10 protein-coding genes and 2 pseudogenes are annotated in these 14,867 nt (G+C 51.7%); 8 read left to right on the top strand and 4 right to left on the bottom strand.

Translation table 11 applies throughout. The annotated features are described in order from the left end of the window. Positions 1–235 precede the first annotated feature (235 nt). Positions 236–1,084 carry a hypothetical protein gene (locus M017_RS29180; RefSeq protein ID WP_155121275.1) on the bottom strand — a complete coding sequence of 283 codons (849 nt, stop codon included), beginning with the start codon at positions 1,082–1,084 and terminating at the stop codon, positions 236–238. 220 nt (positions 1,085–1,304) lie between these two features. Between M017_RS29180 and M017_RS0106110 the strand changes: the two genes are divergently transcribed. The 5 genes and pseudogenes from M017_RS0106110 to M017_RS30160 all read left to right on the top strand — a co-directional run. Then, positions 1,305–1,727 carry a hypothetical protein gene (locus M017_RS0106110; RefSeq protein WP_155121274.1) on the top strand — a complete coding sequence of 141 codons (423 nt, stop codon included), beginning with the start codon at positions 1,305–1,307 and terminating at the stop codon, positions 1,725–1,727. 9 nt (positions 1,728–1,736) lie between these two features. Beyond that, positions 1,737–5,375 carry an RHS repeat domain-containing protein gene (locus M017_RS0106105; protein WP_155121273.1) on the top strand — a complete coding sequence of 1,213 codons (3,639 nt, stop codon included), beginning with the start codon at positions 1,737–1,739 and terminating at the stop codon, positions 5,373–5,375. After that, positions 5,375–7,390 carry an RHS repeat protein gene (locus tag M017_RS0106100; protein WP_031496592.1) on the top strand — a complete coding sequence of 672 codons (2,016 nt, stop codon included), beginning with the start codon at positions 5,375–5,377 and terminating at the stop codon, positions 7,388–7,390. The genes M017_RS0106105 and M017_RS0106100 overlap by 1 nt, the downstream gene beginning before the upstream one ends. A gap of 6 nt (positions 7,391–7,396) precedes the next feature. Further along, the gene (locus M017_RS0106095) at positions 7,397–7,972 is read left to right on the top strand and encodes a hypothetical protein (RefSeq protein ID WP_031496591.1); all 576 of its coding nucleotides are present in this window, start codon (positions 7,397–7,399) and stop codon (positions 7,970–7,972) included. A gap of 122 nt (positions 7,973–8,094) precedes the next feature. Further along, positions 8,095–8,238, top strand: a pseudogene (locus M017_RS30160) (IS630 family transposase); the annotation flags it as partial. Between the two features lie 9 nt (positions 8,239–8,247). On the opposite strand, the pseudogene M017_RS30155 reads toward M017_RS30160, so the two are convergent. Together M017_RS30155 and M017_RS0106085 are read right to left on the bottom strand one after the other, a co-directional pair. After that, positions 8,248–8,367 (bottom strand): annotated as a pseudogene (locus M017_RS30155) (IS630 family transposase); the annotation flags it as partial. Between the two features lie 62 nt (positions 8,368–8,429). After that, positions 8,430–9,464 carry an IS481 family transposase gene (locus tag M017_RS0106085; RefSeq protein WP_031496587.1) on the bottom strand — a complete coding sequence of 345 codons (1,035 nt, stop codon included), beginning with the start codon at positions 9,462–9,464 and terminating at the stop codon, positions 8,430–8,432. 686 nt (positions 9,465–10,150) lie between these two features. On the opposite strand from M017_RS0106085, the gene M017_RS0106075 reads away from it, so the two are divergent. The 3 genes from M017_RS0106075 (at position 10,151) to M017_RS29175 (ending at position 13,569) form a co-directional block, all read left to right on the top strand. After that, positions 10,151–10,816 carry a hypothetical protein gene (locus tag M017_RS0106075; protein ID WP_031496585.1) on the top strand — a complete coding sequence of 222 codons (666 nt, stop codon included), beginning with the start codon at positions 10,151–10,153 and terminating at the stop codon, positions 10,814–10,816. Between the two features lie 531 nt (positions 10,817–11,347). Further along, entirely contained in the window at positions 11,348–12,148 is an 801-nt protein-coding gene (locus M017_RS0106065) for a hypothetical protein (protein ID WP_031496581.1), read from the top strand. 638 nt (positions 12,149–12,786) lie between these two features. Beyond that, positions 12,787–13,569 (top strand): hypothetical protein, encoded by a 783-nt coding sequence (locus tag M017_RS29175; RefSeq protein ID WP_155121270.1) that lies wholly within the window; start codon positions 12,787–12,789, stop codon positions 13,567–13,569. Positions 13,570–13,827: 258 nt separating this feature from the next. Here M017_RS29175 and M017_RS0106055 read toward each other — a convergent pair whose 3' ends face one another. Continuing rightward, positions 13,828–14,862, bottom strand: a complete 1,035-nt coding sequence (locus tag M017_RS0106055; protein ID WP_031495428.1) for an IS481 family transposase — start codon at positions 14,860–14,862, stop codon at positions 13,828–13,830. Positions 14,863–14,867: the final 5 nt, after the last annotated feature.

Below are 14,867 nucleotides of genomic sequence, written 5' to 3'. Positions count from 1 at the left end.
TCTTTCGGAAGCTTACATCTGTGAGGATGAAGCCTCCGACGCGGTTACCAGAGGAACCAGATGTGGCATAGGCTCTTGAGGCAAGCGCGTATTGGGGGTCGATTCTATCAGGTGCAGGCGTGGCTTGTTGGGATCGGCTTACTTTTCTTGGGCTGATGATCGCGCGGCAGTGGATCGTCTTGATGCTCTTGAGCTGATGTGTTGCCTCAATAACTTTGAGCGATCTGAGAAAGTATCAGTGGCTTCGATCGCCAGCGCTTCGGTTTTGTTCTGTTACAAACTTCCTGTTTCTGCGCTCTTTTTTGCTTCCTAAGCCATTAGAAGCAATGGAGATCAGTGCTCGGTAGGTTCGTTCCTTCATTTTTGCTGTTTGTTCCCCATTTCGGCTTCGTTGCGGCGGACCGACTGTATGTGGGACAGGGTGCTCTGGAAGGCACTCGCGAAGCGGAGTTCGAGGTGTTCCTGCTGGGCGAGTCCGGCTTTTCAGCTTTGAGCTTTTCGAAGGCACGGAGGTTGAAATCAGCGATGGACTGCTCGGCCTGAGGCGGCAGTTCGACGGCGGCGACGCCAGGAACTCGTCGAGGAGTTCGAGTGCGGTGGCGGATCTCGATTGGATGCCGGCGATGAGATCGTTAGCAAAGTTGCGGAAGAGTGCCGTGGCGAAGCGCATGAACTTAGCCTCGCTGCTTCTCGGGCCGCAAGCCGGGTTTGGGTTGGCATGGCAAAAGCCTTTCGTCGAAATAGAAAAGCCCGAGACCTGGGGGCTCGGGCTTTCGGGAAGGACGTTATTACGCCTTCGGAAGTAATAGTAGCAGGAGGTTTGAAGTGGGAAGCGGGAATGCGGGCCTAAAATATTGATAATTTGGGAGAAATTGTTTGCAGGAATGGGCGCGGGATGTTTTGCATGACGGCGGTAGTGATCCGATCCTGTATCGGGGAAACATTTGGTGCTGTCGCAGGATTGTTGCTGGAGTCTTTCGAAGTTAAATTCGGTACTGAATTCTTTGCCAGCCAGTCTGTGAGCTGCTTTCTTTGGTGCTGAGCCGGAAGGCAAGTCTGGAGCTTCGGTTCTTTGACCGCTCACAAAAGTGTAGATTGTTCCCGTGCGGACGGGATGGCGAATTCTACAGTTCCGTAATCGTCAGCTCCGGGTTTTCACTTAAATTAATAAATTTTAATCTACAGTTTTGTCTGTTTTTGATTGACGAAGTTTTGACGGCGCACAGATACTTATTGAAATGCGACGTACTGTATCCTGCTGTTTGCTTTTATTCCTATCCACAGTGTTACCGGCTTTTTCCCAGATGAGAAAGGTTCCTGTTGAATCGCTTGGGGAGCGAATTATCGTCATTGTTGAGTTAGTTGGGACAGGAAAAGCAGAGGATCCAATTCGGCCTAAGTACGCGCCTGTGCCTCCCTCGCCCAAACAACTGCAGGCGGCGGAGATGAAGCTTCGGACTTTGTCCGAAGAAGAACGGGAAGTCGAAGCAAAGAAGACGATCACTGCGTTCGGCTGGGTGGCCGGTGATGACGGGAAGACTGCCATTGTAGAGTTTGTTGCCAATGACCGGCTCGCATTTGCGGAGATGCGGAAAGACCCTACGGTTCGAGTGATCGAAAAGCAGGCCATCGTTGAGGGGCGGCTCTCTTTGGAGCAGGCAAAGTCAGATCTGGTCAAGGTGAAGAAAGACTTTGACTGGTCTCAGTTGCGGGTGGCGGGGAACTAGAGCACGACCATGAAGATCAAACTTGCCCTCGCGCTTCTTGGCGCATCCCTCTCTCTTTTGGGTCAGTACTCGTACTGTATTACTGACACGGCACCGATCAGCGGTAGCCTATGGAACACGGGGTCTGGCTACTATTTGTCGAGTGGTGCTTGTGCTAGTGGGAATACAGAAGTCAAGACTGTCATCGGAACATTTCGCCCCCTGTACGATTCTTCTGCCGGGACTTCAAATCCATTCAATGCATCCATTGTGCTCGGATACAGAATGGCCTATCCCTCGGGGGACTACTCCGAGATGGTTCCACACTTCTACCAAGTCAACTTGAGTAGCACAAGCACTTGGTATGGCACCATTACAACCTACCTTAGCCTTGAAAAATTCGTTGGTGATACACGAACCGTACTTGCTTCTTGGGCGGCGCCAAATATCGTGACCGGAAAGACTTTTGCCGCAAGTTTCCGGGCTGCAGCCTATAACGTACCTGCGGGGACAAGAGGAATCAATATCATTTGGAGCGATAACATCTACTACGTCGATATCAATGATAGTGCTGCTGGATTAGGCGGATTCTATACTAACTACCCGCTGAACCTGAGTTGGATTGGCATGGGCATGACAGATTCTATCGCGCCATCTGCAGTGAACGCGGCGACAATAGTCACCAGCTACAGCGCCGGAATGCTCAATGTGCAGTGGGGAGCGGTAAGCGATAACACCAATGGAATTGGGAGAATTCGGTACGAAGTCTACAAGGGCTCCACTTATCTTGGCGAAACCGACGGCACCACTTGGGCAATGGCGGCAGGACCTGGTGAAGTTTTGAATGTCGGCATTCGGGCTTATGATGGCCATCGGAACTTTGCGACAGTAACCACGAAGTCGGTCTCAATTCCTCCAAGTACGAGTGGAATCTGGGATGATTCCAGGCGTGTTGGCGTGCATGGGTTGGGCAGCTACTGGGGTGGCATGGGCGAACAGATCGACACGCGCAGCATGAACCTGAACTTTTCCTTACCCCTTCTTTCGGCGCGAGCCCGCAACGCTTCGGTCTCTTTAGGGATTTCTTACAATTCACAGAACTGGCGTTATGACGGCGCGGTGTGGCAGCCGGGAGGCGATGTTGGCTATGGGTTCGGATGGCGGTTGATGGTGGGAAGCATCTCTCCCGTGTGGGCGACTCCTACTTCCTTTTCTTATTATTTATTTACTGATGCTACTGGTGCAGAATACAAACTCGATGTCAACAATAGCGGGGTCTGGAGTTCCAAGGAAAGCGTTTATCTTTGGTATGACTCGAACGCGCAGAGGCTCTATTTCAAGAGCGGCGACTATTGGCAACTGGATAGCGTCAGCGGTGCGTCGGAACAAGATGCCGGCACTCGCTATCCCACGAAAATCTATGACCGTCATGGCAACTACGTCAAGATCCAGTACAAACCGCAGATCGGTGGCGGTACGGTAAACACGAGCGCCCGTATTGATTTCATCGATGATATTCGGTCCACCGCTCCCAATAGCTATCAGACCTATCGATTTACCTATAATAGCGATTCGATTCCGCATCTCACTGGGATCGCCAATACGATCTCTACGGGCGAGGCTTATACCTTTACTTACTCCGCCTCCGCTACCTTATATGAACCGTTCGGGAGTACCGCCAAGGGTTCTTTTGTCAAGCTTGCTTCATTGACGCAGAATGGTGTGAATCTGGCTCATAGCTTTGAATCGAATAGCTCCGGCGAATTGACGAAGGTGATTTATCCCTATGGTGGCGAACTACGCTGGAACTATGGAACACAGAATTTTGCGAGCTCGATGCGGATTCGTGTGGTGACGAGCCGGGACTTTCTGAAGGTGTCGGGTGCGACGCCGGTGAACTATCCCTTCACGCATCCGGGCGGAGATTCCAGCCTGAAGATGCATTCTCAGACAACGCTGAGTGACCCGGGCGGCGTGGGCAAGCGCATTTGGAGCTTTGCCACCAGCAACGACTTTAAGATTGGCTTGCAGACCGTTTATGAGGAGCAGGATAATTCCGGCGGAAGCTGGCTGACGAAATCGAAGAACGAGTCAACTTGGGCGCAATCGGTAAGTTCGAACGCCTATGTGAGCGAGAGCCTTTCCACTACGGATCAGGGCCAGACTTACCAGAAGCAGTCAAAAACAACACAGACCATTGATGAGTATGGGAATATAACCAATTCGACTCTTTACGGGTATAACAGCTTGTCGACTGCGATGCGCACCACTACCTGTGTTCGAGGCGGTGATCTCAACTATACAACGCGCTACTTGCGGAACTTGCCGGGCGGCTGTACCGTGACAGAAAATGGTGTAACAATCTATCCCCAATCATTTTATTATGATGGCTATGCTGGGAACGGATTTACGATGGCGGATCTTCCCTCCGGCTCCCGGCTGTGGGATGATCCTGGCCACCCTTATCGCGGATTGGTCACACAATTCAACGACGGGTACACGCTTCGTTATGCATCATATAACAAAGCGGGACAGACGACTGGCGGGTCAGATAGTCAGGGATTCTCCCAGGCAATTACGTACGGTGGTAGCTCTGGAAGTGTAGTGCCGACGCAGATGACTCCGAACGGCAACAGCGCCTTGGGAACATCTCTATCGTGGAACGGCTTTCTCGGACTGACGCAGACGCAGAGCGGAAGTGGTACCACTGCTAGCTATGGATATGATTCCTATGCGCGGCCGTCTTCATCGTCAATCCCCGACGGCGCGGTCACCTACTTCTCTTATTCGAACAGTCCAGCTTTCAGTACCGGGACAACGAACGGTCGCACGACTAAGACTTCTTATGATGGTATTGGCCGCCCAATCAAGACCGAACTGTACGATGCCAGTGGAACAAAATCGATCGTGGAAACCGAGTATGACTCTTGTGCCTGTTCCCCAATGGGCAAGCTGAAGCGCAGTTCCTTGCCCTATGCGCCAGGCGGCACCGTCTACTGGACTACTTATACTTACGATGGATTGGGGCGAACCTTGAGTGTCGCGCAGCCGAACAACTCTGGTACGACGACTTATCTCTATGAAGGAAATACGGTGAAGGTGACCTCGCCGAGCGGGAAGTGGAAGAAGTATGAGATGGATGCTGTGGGCCGGATGACACTGGTGACCGAGCCGCGACCGGGAAGCGGGACCTACACGACTAATTATAGCTATAACATTACCGGAAAGCTGATTGGAGTGAGCATGCCGCGCGATGGGGTCACGCAGACACGCAGCTTTACTTACGACACCACGACGCAGAGCCGCCTCCTCTCCGCGACGAATCCGGAGAATGGGACGGTCAGCTATGTCTATAATGCCGACGGAACCGCACAGTCCAAGACAGACGCGAAGGGAATCAAAAGTGAATTTGTCTATGACAGTTATAAGCGGGTGACACAAACGAAAAGGTCAACACAGAGTGGCGGAACATGGACTGAAGATCGCTGCCAGCGCGTTGATTATAAGTATGACGAGGGTGGCGGGGCGAACAATGGGCGCTTGACAAAGACCGTTGGAGTTGGTCGGTCGATGGAAGCAACAATGAAGTCGCTTGTCCCGTCTCAGCAACGGACACAAAGCTTGTGGGTTTTGAGGAATCCTACACCTATAATACTGCTGGCAGAGTGATGGCAAAGACAGTTTCTTATACGAGAAAACCATGGAGCGGTGCTACCTATACGGCTAATCTCACCGCCAACTGGACTTATAACAACGAGGGAAAGGTCACTGCTATCAGCTATCCGTGGCACAATGAAGGCTCGTTTGTTGGGCGACGCGAAGTGCAGCATGGATTTGATACGATGGGCAGGCTGAATGCCGTCGATACGAAATTGGGAAATGTATGGAATAACAATCCCGCCTGGCAGTCGGTGGTGTCTGGAGTCAGCTACAACGCGTTTGGAGCGATCACTGCGCTAACACAGCTTGGTGTCAGTGAAACGCGGCAGTATAATGTGCTTGGGCAGATGACGCGCATGACGAAGGGCAGCTCTATTGACGTGGAGTACCGGTTCAGTGCAACAGCGAACGATGGAAAGATCGTGTCGCAAAAGAACTGGCTGACCGGTGAGGATGTGACTTATCAATATGACGAGCTCGAAAGGCTCATCAGCGCGGCCACAACCAATAATACGTCGTGGGGCTTGTCGTTTTCTTACGACGGATTTGGCAACCGCCTAGCGCAGAGCGTGACGCAGGGAACGGGACCGGTGAATACGGTGCTTGTGAACGGCAACACAAATCGAATTTCGTCCAGCGGCTACTCCTACGATGCGAATGGAAACATGACTCAGATGCCCAATGGTGGCGGGTCGATGACCATGAATTACGATTATTCGAACCGGCTGGCAACCGCGACTTATCCGAGCGGAAGCGAGGACTATAAGTATGCTCCGGACAATCGGAGAATTTGGCGGAATAAGGGGCAAGTCACCTGTCCGGGTGTGGAAAATGACGGAACGATTCAGGACGCGTTGAGCCCGGCGCCCGGCGAGCAACTGATCTTCTACTCGCCTGGCGGCCAGAAGATGGGAGTGTATTGTGTCACTTATGCGTCGATTCCTAATGTATTGGTGATCACTGCCCATGAGGAGAACGTGTACTTTGGAGCGCGGCTGGCGGGGAAGCGGGTCTACCAGAATGGTGTGACGACGGTGAGTGCGTTCACTAGCGACCGACTGCAATCGAAGGGCAATGGATCGAGCTTCTATCCTTATGGTGAGTCGAAGACGGGGGCGGCTGGTGACGACAAGGAGCAGTTTGCTACTTATACCAGGGATGCCGGGACGGGGCTGGATTATGCCGATCAGCGCTGGTATGCCAATATTGTAGGGCGATTTGGATCTCCAGACCCCAGTCCCCTTGCTGTTAAGCTTAATGAGCCCGGATCGTGGAATGGGTACGCATATCTCCAGCAGAATCCGGTTGGGGGTACTGACTCAACAGGTCTATACTCTGATGGCGGAGATAATAGTTATTCGGTTAGTTATGGTTGTCTTGTCTTTGGAGCGCCCGGAAATGGTGGGCCAGGAGCTTTCGAATCCTTCTGCTTGGTTCAGAACCCTTTCTTTCTAGGTGCAAGTCAGATCATAGAAGATCAACGGTACAGTAGTTTTTCAGATTTAGTCACGAGAGTACTTTCGCCGCTGGATTATTTCGGATTCGACTTCATCCTTGAAGCAGGAACCGTTCAGGTCGCATTGCCTGGCGCTAGCGCGTTAGAAACTCTAGGTTTCTCTGCGACTGACGCAATGAAGATTGGCAGTGGAATTGGTGTCACAATAGGAGGTGGGTCCGTCACCCTTGTCTTAGTGGGAGGATATCTAATCGTTTCCGCTGCGATCCAATATTGGCCAGATATTGTCGAATTTTTCAGAAAGCCCCAAACCGATCCGCCAGAGGCTCGAACAGCGGGAAAATCTCGGCCGGGCGAAAGAACAGCGGATGGGAGGTGTGACGAGAATGCTAGGCCTCCGCAGTTCAAATGGCAGGCAGTTAACAAAAAGCAATCTGGTGAGAACCCTCTGCATTGGCATTGGCTTCAATGGAATTTAGAGTCAATTGGATGCGTGTGGTACTCAATTCGTCGTGAAGGCTTTGTCGACCCAGGGCCAGCCTATATTTTGATTCCAGGAATTTGGTAAACGCAGTTGGAAGATATCACAGAAGACGTTATAGCCTATCGAAACTGCCTCTACATCGTATGGAACAGTCAAATCTGGTCGCGAAAGGAGCTTAGGGAATCTCAGTCCACACTTTGGTTCCGTCGCTTCATCGAGCCGAGTTTGGCGATGCTCTTATTGTACGGATATACCCAGCCATTGCCCGGAGACTTCCAGCATGGTGATGGCCTGTATCAAATGTTCGTTGACGGCGTTTACTTGCACCCTAAGGAGGAATTCCAGTACTTCTCCCGTGTTATGGTTGAAGCGACTCAAAGATCTGGTATTTGGACCTTGCTTCCAGAAGCGGTGTCCAAAGGCAATCTTAAGTTGCAACTGTGTGACTTGTTTGATTGGTCGGAGTCCGATTTCAGAGAATTCTCACTTTTTCGAGCTAGAATTCTCGAATGCGCTACTCATCCACAATATGTGGGCTGTTCCGTTCTAGTTCCAGTTAGGCAATGTGTGGTCACTATTGCCGAAGACTCTATTGATGAAATCGGTCTAACAGAAGACAGCGCATCCTCAAACAAGGGAGCAGAGAATCAAAGAGAGCCGGTTTGAACTGCCTCTGCAAAGTTAGAAGACTTCAAAATTGTGTCTAGTGTCCTGAGTCATTGATTTCCCGCAGAAATGGGCGAGCGATGTGCGGCGAAAGTGGCAGGCGCAAACCGGGCGATGGAAGGTTCGCGTTGTTGGCGCAGCGGCAGATCAAGCGCGGTTCCCATCGCAGCGTTTCAGAATTGGAAGATGCCATCCGCAAGTTCATTGCCGTTCACAACGAGCAGCCCAAACCCTTCGTTTGGACCAAGTCCGCCACGCAAATCCTCGTGATACCGAGGCCTCTTTTGAAGCCACTGTCGAACCAGGGCTGTCTTGTGCGTTCCGTAGTTATCCAGCACCAGATGGACATCCAGGCCGGCAGGAGCAGCCGCATCGATTTTTCTCAGGAAATCAAGTGTATTTAGCTGAGGATCTCCGGACACGATGGCTTGCGGGCCTCGGTTGAGATTCGGTTACTTCATGCTGCCATAGGTTGTGCCTGGGCGAGTTTCCCATCGAGGAAAGCCTGGTATGGCGTTCGGCCTTGAGTCCGATATCCATGATGGGGGCGCTGGCGATTGTAGAAGCTCAGATAGGCGTCCAGATCATCCTGTAATTCAGCCACAGACTGATAGAGTTTTTGCCGGAACTTGATACTGTAAAACTCCTCCTTGATCGTGCGATGGAAGCGCTCACAGAAGCCGTTGGATTGAGGGGAGGCGATCTGTGTTCTCTTGTGGCGGATCTGGTTGATCGCCAGATAGATCTCGAAGGGATGACGAGCTTCGAGTCCACAGTACTCACGGCCATTGTCGGTGAGCAGCCTCTCGATCCCCACCTTCTCATCGTCGTAGAAGGGGATGACTCGATCGTTCAACGTGTCTGCCGCAGTGATCGGCATCTTGCTGAGATAGACCTTGGCGAAGGCCTGCGAGCAGTGCGCATCAATGACCGTCTGCATGTAGACCTTGCCGACGCCTTTGATCGTGCCTACAAAGTAAGTGTCCTGGCAAAGCAGATAGCCAGAATGCGGTGCAGCGATATGTTGTTCCGGGTCAACGTTTCGGCCCTGATGCTTCTGCAGGAGCCGCTTGGCTTGCTCCGTCAGCACGCCGCCTTCGGCGGCGGTCTTCTTGTCCAGCCAGAGCAGGCGCTGGAGCCGGAGAGTGATGCCGTGCCGTACCCAGACCCCTCGGACGGCGGGGGCAGAGACACCGATGCCGACCAAACGAAGCTGGTCGGCAATGCGGATGTAACTGTAGGTCGGATACTGCGCCGTCATCTCGAGGATCTGCTTTTCAAGCTCGGGCGGAGTCTGATTCGGCATCCGGGGCGTCCGGCGTTGCCTCGGCTCAAGCCCGTCGGCTCCGTGTTTCTCGTAAGCCTCTTTGATCTCGTAGAAGTGGCTCCGACTGATGCCGGCTCGCTGGCAAGCGGCCTTGATATTGCCCAGTTCCTGGGCGAGTTGGAGCAGACCAATGCGGGCTTTGATAAGCTTCTGGTTGTCGCTCATGAGTGTGTCCTTTCGGGGTGATTTTGGTGTTTTGGAAGATTCCAAATCTATCACCGTAAGGACCCGCTCGGGGCGCTTAGGGCTTCGGCTCCAGTCGGGCTACGCCCTCCCTTCGCCTCTTCCCCTAAGCGCCGTTTCCCATCATTGTGTCCGCTGATCTTCCGCTAATTTCATTTGAATGCATGCAAAGGTGACAACGAAGGGGGGACCTTGGGCGGAACCGCTTCTACTTGTGTCCACTCGATGGGAGCCATCTCTGGACTGCGATGCGCTATGTCGAACTGAATCCCGTTGGTGCTGGAATCGTTGTGAAAGCTGAGAAGCTCGTCTATTCCAGTGCTGCAGCCCACCTCGTCGGAAAGGACTCATCAATGCTTCTTGATATGGACTTCTGACGTCCCTCCGGCACGTTTGGCCATTGGGAGGGCGTCTGGAGTTCAATGAAAATGAAGAGGAAAAGAGACGCCTTCGGTGAACGAGCTACGTGAGCTTCTCTTGGGAGATCACGCTTTTCAGGAGAGGGAAAGCGGAAGATAGAAGTCATCAAGACTGCTCGGGACGTTTTGCGTGATGTGGTAAGAATGGAAATGTCCTGCGAAAATGCTTGTGACGAGTCAGGCTGTCCCGCACCCGCGCACCCGGCGGACGATACCTGGAAATGTATTGATTTCATAAAATAGATATATATGCGAGAAGATGAGGACATAAGATGGGTAACGGTAACTGCAATTAGATATCTTGCTGTGGAAGGTTGTATCATCTTTTGGCGCGCTGTGGGTCTATACGATGTTGCTGACTACGGAATGAGTGCACTTGCCGGCGAATGTTTTCGAGGTTACATGCATGAAATTAATAAGGGACTGTCGATTGTAGATCAAGAACGAGCGCAGGATCGACTGGTGGCGAGGTTTATGGAGGGATTGAGTCGATATCCTGATTCCAGGAAGGCGGAGCAGCTCAAGGAATGGATTGTGCAGTATTGGAAATGTGCGGATTCTTGGGCGCGCATTGACGATGCCATGCATAGTGTCCTAGGGCACGCGATTTCGACAAAAGCTGATGTCGCTTCGTGCCATGGTCTGCTGGATGAATATCGGCGAATAAGTAAGGGCCGACTATTAAAATGGTATCACTGGATGGAGCCGGAAGAGATTGAGTTTCAATTTAGTGAGACGGATGTAGAAAATTTTAAGGGTTTCGATATGGAGGAGCTGGAATTTGTATTGAGGGAGGATACTAATGGTCTTGCTGACATTCATACTACGATTCAATATTGGCGAGCATTGGAGGCTGAAGGTACATGTGCTTACTTGTTGAAGGAAATTAGAGACCTTGCCCATGTTGATGTGTAGCGGTGGGGATGGGGACTGAACTCTCCACCACATGGGTTACAGATCTTTAGTTTTATTGTCTTCTTCATTATGAGCAGTTGGCTGTCTCGAAAGGAAAGTTCCTGAGAAAAGGAATTGTGACCAGTCGGCCCGTCCTCTATGTCTGTGCCCCTGTGCAAAATATATATACAGTTTCCACTGGATGCCCTTGTCGCGGCTGGTCTGATTCAATCGCCTGCAGCGGCCTCAGGAGCGACTATGCTGCTGGGAGGCACCGTGACAATTGCAACGGGTGGTTGGGTAATTATAGGTTCCGCCAGCGTCCTGGTTGTAGCATACGAGCATCTTGGCAGCGTGGTCGAAAACTTGAGAACTCTCTTTCGAGAATCAGCCGAAAAAATCGTGGCGATACAGAGAGAATGTGAGCGTTGGGCCAAAGAGTACGTCAGAAGATGGAAGTCTGGCATGCCTGGCGATCTTAGCAAGTACCTGGGTGCGTATGTATGGTATGTACGCTGGGGTGGGCCCGCCGAGGCGGAGAAGCATCTTTAAATGTTTGTGAGCAAGATTGGAAGGAACAAAATATTAGTGCGGAGAACTGTAGTAGCAAGTTCGGGTGATGGTCGCACTGTAAAGCGTACATATTCAATTACGCAGCCCCAGAAGGACAGAAAGACAAAACTGCTATTTGCATTTGTTACTGTGCGCGGGAATGAGAGTGGAACTAAAATTAATGTGCGTTTAAATGGCGAAGATGTAATCGATATCCTGAAAGATGCGCTGATGTATATTAGTAGTGATCTTTATCTTCTGAATGAACATTATGGTTATGACTTCGAGTGGCGAGGTCAAGCTAATGGTGGTTTCCCTTACTTTCCTGATTTCCGACTGTTGCAGACTTCGTCGCTTGATATGGACAAGGTGAAGCCAGGCGAAGTGTTGAATCGTGAGCTCTCCGCGTTACTCGCGGAAGTGTCAGCTGCAGACATGCAAATCTTTAGCACGAGCGGAAATGCGGTGCCAACTGCTCCTTCTTTGTCCCCAGGAACTGTCATCAATTACAGCGGCCAGGGTCGTATATTTGGGTGTACGACGTTTGTTATCATGTCTGGTTCACGATTCAATCAGTTTGGCTGGGTGTTAGCGATCCCGATGTTGCTGGGGGGACGAGGATACCGCAGGCATGGGTTCGCTGTGCCGGCGGAACTGGATCATGGCATCAGAGGTATTGCGATCTGCCACAGACTCTTCACGATGGAGTTGAGGGCGAGCGAGTTCACTGTCCTCGGGATTCTAGGAACTTCGACGTTCGAGGAGATCGGGAGGAGAGCGAAATCTATTATTGCTGCCTGAGAATAGCGAATGGAGATCGCCTTGGAATGGGGATGGGAAGAGCCTGGAGCGTCCCTACTTCTACTTAACGGGGGGACAGCCTGACCCGCCCGTATGAAGTTTTTGTGAAGTTTGCGAGACGAATGACAGATCATCGCCATGATTCTTCAAATGCCGAGACAAGCCCGAATCGTTGGGCCGGACGACAACGAAGTGGCTACCTCTGGCAGAACCGCTTTACTTGTGTCCATTCGATGAGAGCCATCTCTGGACTGCGATGCGCTATGTCGAACTAAATCCCGTACTTGCCGGAATCGTTGTGAAAGCTGAGGAGTTCGTCTATTCAGTGCTGCCGCCCACATCGTTGGAAAGGACTCATCAATGCTTCTTGATATGGACTTCTGTCACCACTCCGGCACTTTGGGCTATTGGGGGAGACATCTGGAACTCAATGAAAATGAATCAGAGGATAGAAGTCATCAAGGCTGCTCGGGGAAGTCTTGCGTGATGTGGTAAGAATGGAAATGTCCTGAGAAAATCTTTGTGACTAATGGACATACTGTTTGGGCGCTAAGCTCAAGTGAGCGTGGTAGTCCTGGTCCAATCAAAGCCCCGAGGCCCAGTTCTAATCCTAAGGGAAGGGATAGAAAATAATTTACATGAATAAGTATCTTATATGTGCATATATTGTATTTTCTAGTGGTCAGCTGTTGGCTGTTCAGTCAAACTCTCCGACTTTAATGGATCCAGCTGCGGCATCCTGGCGGCGATTGGAGCGTTTGGCTGTGGAGCGCACTCGTTGGGAGTTACGCTGGAAAATTATCCCAGAACTCGCAGGCTTTCTGCCGTCCCAAGGTGGTGATGCCTTAGAGATTACCTATGATGGGCAGAATCACGAACTAACAGTGTGTCTTCGCGGGCCATCTGTTTGTAGCGTATATCAGTATGAGGGGCTTCGAATACTTGATCGAAAACGTTCTTGGAAGGATATTCCTTCGATCATCACACGGTCAGGAGATGGTCGGCAGCCACTCAATAATCAAGTGGACATGAAGTCTGGACTCGCTGCCAGTAGCAGGTATCGGAATATTCTGAAGGTAGATCTTTCCAGAAAAGAAGATCCTAGTTGTGCCGGGAAATTAGCAGGCGATGAAGAGTTACAGCAGCAGCTCCGAGAGTATGTGAGACTTGATCCTAGTATCAGAGAAGTTTCGGTACCCTGTGGCCTAAAGACGGATCCTTCCGTAATTGTGCAATTTGAGAAAAATTCAGTAAATAATAATATTGTGTTCTTCGGTTGGAATGAAGAGAGTGAAGGATGGTATGAGCAGTATGAAGTTCGATTAGACCGCGATCCAAACAGCTACAGGCAGTTGATATCCATAATTCACTCCGGAACGCGAATTGTCATTCCGTCAAGCATATGGAAAAATAATAAATGAGATGCGCGTGGCTTAGTTATTAATGAGAGGTGCAGGCAGGTTCTTCAAACGTGCATATAGCTATGGGTACAGCCTGACTCGTCACCATGGAACCAGCGCCACCGTCGATCCGCTTGCGATGATGCTTCCGCAAGAAGTTGTTGGCTGAGGCATCAGGCTCCTCGTTGATTTGGAAGATCGAAAACGTCAAATGACGTGTATTTAGCTGAAGATCTCCGGACACGAGGGCTTACGGGCCTCGGTTGAGATTCGGTTACTTCATGCTGCCATAGGTTGCGCCTGGGCGATTTTCCCATCGAGGAAAGCCTGGTATGGCGTTCGGCCTTGAGTCCGATATCCATGATGGGGTCGCTGGCGATTGTAGAAGCTCAGATAGGCGTCCAGATCATCTTGTAATTCAGCCACAGACTGATAGATCTTTTGCCGGAACTTGATGCTGTAAAACTCCTCCTTGATCGTGCGATGGAAGCGCTCACAGAAGCCGTTGGATTGAGGGGAAGCGATCTGCGTTCTCTTGTGGCGGATCTGGTTAATCGCCAGATAGATCTCGAAGGGATGACGAGCTTCGAGTCCACAGTACTCGCGGCCATTGTCGGTGAGCAACCGCTCGATCCCCACCTTCTCATCGTCATAGAAGGGGATGACTCGATCATTCAGTGTGTCTGCCGCAGTGATCGGCATCTTGCTGAGATAGACCTTGGCGAAGGCTTGCGAGCAGTGTGCGTCAATGACCGTCTGCATGTAGACCTTGCCGACGCCTTTGATCGTGCCTACAAAGTAAGTGTCCTGGCAAAGCAGATAGCCAGAATGCGGTGCAGCGATATGTTGTTCCGGGTCAACGTTTCGGCCCTGATGCTTCTGCAGGAGCCGCTTGGCTTGCTCCGTCAGCACGCCGCCTTCGGTGGCGGTCTTCTTGTCCAGCCAGAGCAGGCGCTGGAGCCGGAGAGTGATGCCGTGCCGTACCCAGACCCCTCGGACGGCGGGGGCAGAGACACCGATGCCGACCAAACGAAGCTGGTCGGCAATGCGGATGTAACTGTAGGTCGGATACTGCGCCGTCATCTCGAGGATCTGCTTTTCAAGCTCGGGCGGAGTCTGATTCGGCATCCGAGGCGTCCGGCGTTGCCTCGGCTCAAGCCCGTCGGCTCCGTGCTTCTCGTAGGCTTCCTTGATCTCGTAGAAGTGGCTGCGGCTGATGCCGGCTCGCTGGCAAGCGGCCTTGATGTTGCCCAGTTCCTGGGCGAGTTGGAGCAGTCCAATGCGCGCTTTGATAAGCTTCTGGTTGTCGCTCATGAGTG

It is taken from the genome of Bryobacter aggregatus MPL3 (assembly GCF_000702445.1).
GTDB lineage: Bacteria > Acidobacteriota > Terriglobia > Bryobacterales > Bryobacteraceae > Bryobacter > Bryobacter aggregatus.
This window is presented reverse-complemented; position numbering and strand designations above follow the sequence as displayed.

What these genes read in the sequence shown, in the direction of transcription:
- M017_RS0106065 (WP_031496581.1), top strand. Translation starts at nt 11,348, where the DNA reads ATGTTTGTGAGCAAGATTGGAAGGAACAAAATATTAGTGCGGAGAACT.
- M017_RS0106105 (WP_155121273.1), top strand. Translation starts at nt 1,737, where the DNA reads ATGAAGATCAAACTTGCCCTCGCGCTTCTTGGCGCATCCCTCTCTCTT.
- M017_RS0106075 (WP_031496585.1), top strand. Translation starts at nt 10,151, where the DNA reads ATGCGAGAAGATGAGGACATAAGATGGGTAACGGTAACTGCAATTAGA.
- M017_RS0106110 (WP_155121274.1), top strand. Translation starts at nt 1,305, where the DNA reads ATGAGAAAGGTTCCTGTTGAATCGCTTGGGGAGCGAATTATCGTCATT.
- M017_RS0106085 (WP_031496587.1), bottom strand. Translation starts at nt 9,464, where the DNA reads ATGAGCGACAACCAGAAGCTTATCAAAGCCCGCATTGGTCTGCTCCAA.
- M017_RS0106055 (WP_031495428.1), bottom strand. Translation starts at nt 14,862, where the DNA reads ATGAGCGACAACCAGAAGCTTATCAAAGCGCGCATTGGACTGCTCCAA.
- M017_RS0106100 (WP_031496592.1), top strand. Translation starts at nt 5,375, where the DNA reads ATGGCAAAGACAGTTTCTTATACGAGAAAACCATGGAGCGGTGCTACC.
- M017_RS29175 (WP_155121270.1), top strand. Translation starts at nt 12,787, where the DNA reads ATGAATAAGTATCTTATATGTGCATATATTGTATTTTCTAGTGGTCAG.